At 58.6% G+C, this 4,887-nt stretch carries 6 protein-coding genes; 4 read left to right on the top strand and 2 right to left on the bottom strand.

Annotation, left to right across the window (positions count from 1 at the left end; all coding sequences use genetic code 11):
* Positions 1 to 336: 336 nt before the first annotated feature.
* The gene (locus ACOCD2_RS12360; RefSeq protein WP_293652825.1) at positions 337 to 705 is read left to right on the top strand and encodes a DUF1499 domain-containing protein; all 369 of its coding nucleotides are present in this window, start codon (positions 337 to 339) and stop codon (positions 703 to 705) included.
* Between the two features lie 3 nt (positions 706 to 708).
* On the opposite strand, the gene ACOCD2_RS12355 is transcribed toward ACOCD2_RS12360, so the two are convergent.
* Together ACOCD2_RS12355 and moaA are read right to left on the bottom strand one after the other, a co-directional pair.
* Complete coding sequence (locus ACOCD2_RS12355; protein ID WP_293646300.1) at positions 709 to 933, bottom strand: hypothetical protein; 225 nt, start codon at positions 931 to 933, stop codon at positions 709 to 711.
* Between the two features lie 189 nt (positions 934 to 1,122).
* Positions 1,123 to 2,118, bottom strand: coding sequence for a GTP 3',8-cyclase MoaA (gene moaA, locus ACOCD2_RS12350; RefSeq protein ID WP_293646298.1), 996 nt, complete (start codon positions 2,116 to 2,118; stop codon positions 1,123 to 1,125).
* A 121-nt stretch (positions 2,119 to 2,239) separates the two neighbouring features.
* Here moaA and ACOCD2_RS12345 point away from each other — a divergent pair, with 121 nt between their 5' ends.
* From ACOCD2_RS12345 to ACOCD2_RS12335, 3 genes are read left to right on the top strand one after another with little or no spacing between them, the layout of a single operon-like run.
* Complete coding sequence (locus tag ACOCD2_RS12345) at positions 2,240 to 3,211, top strand: helix-turn-helix transcriptional regulator (protein ID WP_293646296.1); 972 nt, start codon at positions 2,240 to 2,242, stop codon at positions 3,209 to 3,211.
* A 5-nt stretch (positions 3,212 to 3,216) separates the two neighbouring features.
* Positions 3,217 to 4,356, top strand: a complete 1,140-nt coding sequence (locus tag ACOCD2_RS12340) for an exonuclease SbcCD subunit D (protein ID WP_293646294.1) — start codon at positions 3,217 to 3,219, stop codon at positions 4,354 to 4,356.
* Positions 4,357 to 4,818: an AAA family ATPase gene (locus tag ACOCD2_RS12335; protein WP_308339758.1), complete on the top strand. Its 462-nt coding sequence runs from the start codon at positions 4,357 to 4,359 to the stop codon at positions 4,816 to 4,818.
* Positions 4,819 to 4,887: the final 69 nt, after the last annotated feature.

The following is a 4,887-nucleotide window of genomic DNA, read 5'->3' as shown; positions in this document are numbered from 1 at the left end:
CACCAGCCAGCCTTCTCAGAAGGCTGGCATCAAAGCCCCCTTATAGGGGGCAAAAGGCAAGTCTGCGTTCTAAGAACGCAGATTTTTACTGGTTTTTCTCCTCTGAAACTCTAAACTCTAGTAACTAATTGACAATGCATAGAAAGGCCACCCTGTCTGCACTGGTGGACTGCGTTATCAACACTTGCTGTAGAATGACTACAGCAGCGTGTTGATGCCTTGCCACCAGTGCAGACAAGGTGGCTGAGGACGATATATTTGGTTGCCGGGTTAATAGCAGTCTGCCTGTTTTTCATATATCTGTCCATCACCGCAAAAGCACCGAATGCGGGTCTGGTGGACGGTCGGCTGAAACCCTGTCCGGACACCCCCAATTGTGTCAGCAGCGAATCGGGAACAGCGGATTCCCATCGCGTCGATCCCCTTTCCTTTGGCGGCCCGCCAGAGCAGGCTTGGAACGAACTGAAAAAGACGCTGGCAGCAATGGGTGGTGTTATCGTCGCGGAACAGGCAGCCTATCTGCACGTGGCTTTTACCTCGCGTATTTTTCGTTTCGTCGATGACATGGAATTCCGGCTGGTGAGTCCCGAGCCTCTCATTCACCTGCGTTCGGCATCCAGAGTGGGCCATTCAGATCTTGGGGTAAACCGGAAGCGGGTTGACAGGCTGCGTGAGAAATTTGCTGAGGCTATGCCAAAAAACTGAATATCAGGGTATCGAATCGATGCGGCGACCATACAACAGGGAATAATATCTGGTGTTGCCCGGTGCGTGGGAAATGAGCCCGGACAGCACGATGACCGTGATGAACAGTTCCGCATGATATAGCGGCTGTAGCAGAATCAGTCCCAGCAGCACCAGTTTCAGCAGGATGACCTGGCCACGCAGTTGCAGCAGCCAGATGCCGTTGCTCCAGATGGAGACCAGCATCATGGCGGTGCCGCTGACGATGGTCAGCAGCAGGAAGGTGCGCCAGTTGAAGTTTGTCCCGTTACCGAGAAAGCCGTAACCAGTGCCGGACAGGCCGACGAGGTGCAGGGTGCGCAGGCTGATATTGACCCAGCGCTGGCCGGGAAAGAAGCGGGATGATGCGGGGAAACAGGAGGGAGGAGCCTTTCCCCATCAGCCACCCAGGGATGACATGTGCCGCAGGGAGACCTTGCTGTTGTCATCATTAAATTCGTGGCTGCGTGGCTTGTGGGCGATGGCATCCAGGATCACGGCCTTGATCTGCTCATCGCTGAAACCATTGCGCAGGCCATCACGCAGGGATACGCGATCCTCCTGCCCCAGGCACAGCACCAGATCACCCTTGGCCGTCAGGCGCACCCGGTTGCAGTCATCGCAGAAGTGGCGCGAGAGGGCGCTGATCACGCCAACCCGTACGGGACCGGAGCTCACCTGGTAATAACGGGCGGGTCCTGCGCCTTTGCCGCCCTTGGCGGGAATCAGTTCTTCTCCCAGATGTTCTTTCAGACGAGACAGGATTTCCACCGCCGGCATGTAGTAGTCGGTGCCTGCAATGCCTGCCTCTCCGATAGGCATGGTTTCGATATAACGCAGGTCGGCTCCGCGCTCCACGGCATAGTCCAGCATGGATTCGATCTCGCCATCATTTAGTCCGCGCATCACCACCATGTTGATCTTCACCGGCTGCATGCCGGCAGTCAGCGCCGCATCGATGCCCTCCAGCACGGGTTGCAGGTCACCGTTGACGGTAATCTTGCGGAAAGTCTCGGGATCGAGTGAATCCAGGGAGATATTGATACGACTCACGCCGGCATCCTTTAACGCCTGTGCCTGTTCGCCGAGAAGGTGGGCATTGCTGGACATGGAAAGATCTTTCAGTCCCGGCAGGGTATGGAGCTGCTTGACGAAATCCAGCAGCCCGCGGCGCACCAGGGGCTCACCGCCGGTAAGACGCACCTTGTCGACACCGAGTTCGGTAAACAGGCGGATGATGCGGGTCATTTCCTCGAAGGTGAGGAATTCCGATCGCTCCTCCCATTCCATGCCCTGTGAAGGCATACAGTAAAAGCAACGGTAGTTGCAACGATCCGTCACCGAGACGCGCAGGTAACGAATGCTCCTGTTGAAAGGGTCGATCAGTCCGCTCATCAAAGGCTCCATTGGAACAATACCAGCATATTAACGAACTGTATCAGTATCGAAAAATACTGGCCAGCATTTACTGGTGAATATCTGCTACTCTTTATGCGGGTATTTCCGGGTATGGACAATGGATAGAACCGAACGTTTTTACAAGATTGATCAGTTACTTAGAGAGCGTCTATCGACGCCTCTGGCGGTGATCATGGATCACCTGGAAGTCTCCCGCGCGACGGTGAAGCGGGATATTGAATACATGCGTGACCGCATGGGCGCGCCCATCGTCTGGGATCGCAGCAGCTGGGGTTACCGTTACGAAGGGGAAGGCAGTCAGTATGCCTTGCCCGGCATGTGGTTCAACGCTTCCGAGATTTACGCCCTGCTGACCATGGATCATCTGCTGTCCGACCTGCAGCCGGGACTGCTGGGGCCGCATATACAGCCCCTGCGCCGGCGGGTGCACGAGTTGCTGGAACAGGGGGACCACAGCGCTGAGGAAGTGGCACGGCGCATTCACATCGTACGGCTGGCGCGGCGGGACGTGGATGCCCAGGTGTTCGAGTCCCTTGCATCGGCCCTGCTGTCCCGTCAGCGGGTGATGCTTCATCATTACAACCGGGCCAGTAACGAGGTCGTAGGGCGGGAGGTCTCGCCACAGCGCTTGCTCTACTATCGCGACAACTGGTATCTGCACGCCTGGTGTCACCTGCGGCAGGGCCTGCGCAGTTTTGGCGTCGATGTCATCCGGCGGGTCGATGTGACGGGGAAGAAGGCAAAGGATGTTTCAGCAACGGAACTGGATGCCGTGTTTGCTTCGGGTTACGGTATCTTCGCCGGCGAGGATACCCAGAAGGCGCTGCTTCGGTTCAGCGCAGGACGCGCACGCTGGGTGGCCCATGAGCGCTGGCACCCACAGCAGCAGGGGCGCTTCGATGAACAGGGCAGGTACCTGCTGCAAATTCCCTATTCCCAGGATACCGAACTTTTGCTGGATATCCTGCGCTATGGTGCCGATGTGGAGGTGCTCGAACCCGATACACTTAGGCGGCGGGTGAAGGCGGCGCTGGGGATGGCGCTGCAACAGTACGGCGGAAAAGGCTGAGCGCCATGCGTTTCCTGCACACCTCCGACTGGCATCTGGGCCGCCAGTTTCACAACGTGTCCCTGCTGGAAGACCAGCGTCACGTGCTGGATCAGCTAGTTGATATCGTGCGCGATCGTCAGGTGGAAGCGGTGCTGGTGTCCGGTGATATCTACGACCGCGCCGTGCCGCCCGCCAGCGCGGTGTCCCTGCTGGATGACGTGATTTACCACATCAATACCGAGCTGGGCGTGCCCATGCTGTTCATCGCCGGTAATCATGACAGCGCCGAACGGCTGGGTTTTGGCGCCCGCGCGCTGGCGCAGAGCGGCATTCATATCATGGGACAGCCGGGGCAGGAACCCGCTGCCGTGCTGCTGTCTGATGATGCCGGGGAGGTAGCTTTCTTCGGTATTCCCTATGCCGATCCGGTTACCGTGCGTCATCACCTTGGAGTGGATGTGCACAGCCACGAGCAGGCCATGGCTGCCTTGCTGAAACAGGTTGAGGGGCGCAGAGAAGATCGCCGTACCGTGGTGTTGGCTCACTGTTTCGTCGAGGGTGGGCTGGAAAGCGAATCCGAGCGTCCCCTGTCTGTGGGTGGCGCGGACCGGGTGCCGCCGTCATTGTTCGGGCATTTTGACTATGTTGCACTGGGGCACCTGCATGCACCCCAGTCACGCCAGTGGCCGCACGTGCGCTACTCCGGTTCCCTGCTCAAGTATTCCTTCTCGGAAGAGAAGCAGCACAAGTCGGTGACACTGGTGGACATGGATGCCACAGGGCGATGCGAGATAGAAAAGCTTCCCCTGAAACCCCGCCACGACATGCGCTTCCTCGAAGGGCATTTCGATCAGCTGTTGGCGCAGGGCAGGGATGCGTCGGACCGGGAGGATTATCTGCTGATCCGCCTGCTCGATACCCATGCCATACATGAACCCATGAACCGCCTGCGCGAAGTCTATCCCAACGTGCTGCACCTTGAGCGCCCCGGTCTGTTGTGCGGCGGCGAACGGCGGGAAACCAGCCGGGAGCGCCTGGCTGTGGGGGAACTGCCCCTGTTCCTCGATTTCTATGCACAGATGACAGGAGAAGAGCTGCAACCCCGGGGGCAGAAGCTTGTTGCCGGACTCCTGGATGAGTTGCACAGGGGCGGGGAGGACTGAATGCGTCCTTTGCGGTTGAAAATGTCCGCCTTCGGACCCTTTGCATCCACCCAGGAGATCGACTTCAGCCTGCTGGGGGACAGTCCCCTGTTCCTCATCAACGGTCCCACGGGTTCTGGCAAGACGACCATTCTCGATGCTATTTCCTATGCCCTGTATGACGAGACCACAGGCAACGAGCGTCAGGGTCGGGAGATGCGCTGCGATCATGCTGCTGATGACCTGCTCACCGAGGTGGAACTGGAATTCGAGCTGGGCCGCAGGCGCTACCGTATCCGGCGTGTTCCCCGCCAGGAGCGCCCCAAGGCAGGGGGAGCAGGCACGACCACGCAGCAGTCTGAAGCCCAATTGTGGGAGCTGGATGCGCAAGGGGGGAAAAGACGCTGCTGGTACCGAAGAAGGCGACGGAAGCCACCGCTGCCAGCCATGGAGAGCGAAGCGAAGGCTGGTAGACCCCAGTAGCCGCGAGGCCGCACTGTTTTCCCGGCGTGCCTTGCGCCAGAGGGAAAACAAAGTAGGCCTCCGAACGCG

The sequence above is a fragment of the Thiolapillus sp. genome, assembly GCF_048562965.1.
In the GTDB taxonomy this organism is placed as follows: domain Bacteria; phylum Pseudomonadota; class Gammaproteobacteria; order Chromatiales; family Chromatiaceae; genus Thiolapillus; species Thiolapillus brandeum_A.
Note: the sequence above shows the minus strand (reverse complement) of the source record. Positions and strands in the feature narration are given on the sequence as shown.

Excerpts from the sequence above, each read along its gene's own strand:
- ACOCD2_RS12340 (WP_293646294.1), top strand. The coding sequence starts at position 3,217 with ATGCGTTTCCTGCACACCTCCGACTGGCATCTGGGCCGCCAGTTTCAC.
- ACOCD2_RS12345 (WP_293646296.1), top strand. The coding sequence starts at position 2,240 with ATGGATAGAACCGAACGTTTTTACAAGATTGATCAGTTACTTAGAGAG.
- ACOCD2_RS12335 (WP_308339758.1), top strand. The coding sequence starts at position 4,357 with ATGCGTCCTTTGCGGTTGAAAATGTCCGCCTTCGGACCCTTTGCATCC.
- moaA (WP_293646298.1), bottom strand. The coding sequence starts at position 2,118 with ATGAGCGGACTGATCGACCCTTTCAACAGGAGCATTCGTTACCTGCGC.
- ACOCD2_RS12355 (WP_293646300.1), bottom strand. The coding sequence starts at position 933 with ATGATGCTGGTCTCCATCTGGAGCAACGGCATCTGGCTGCTGCAACTG.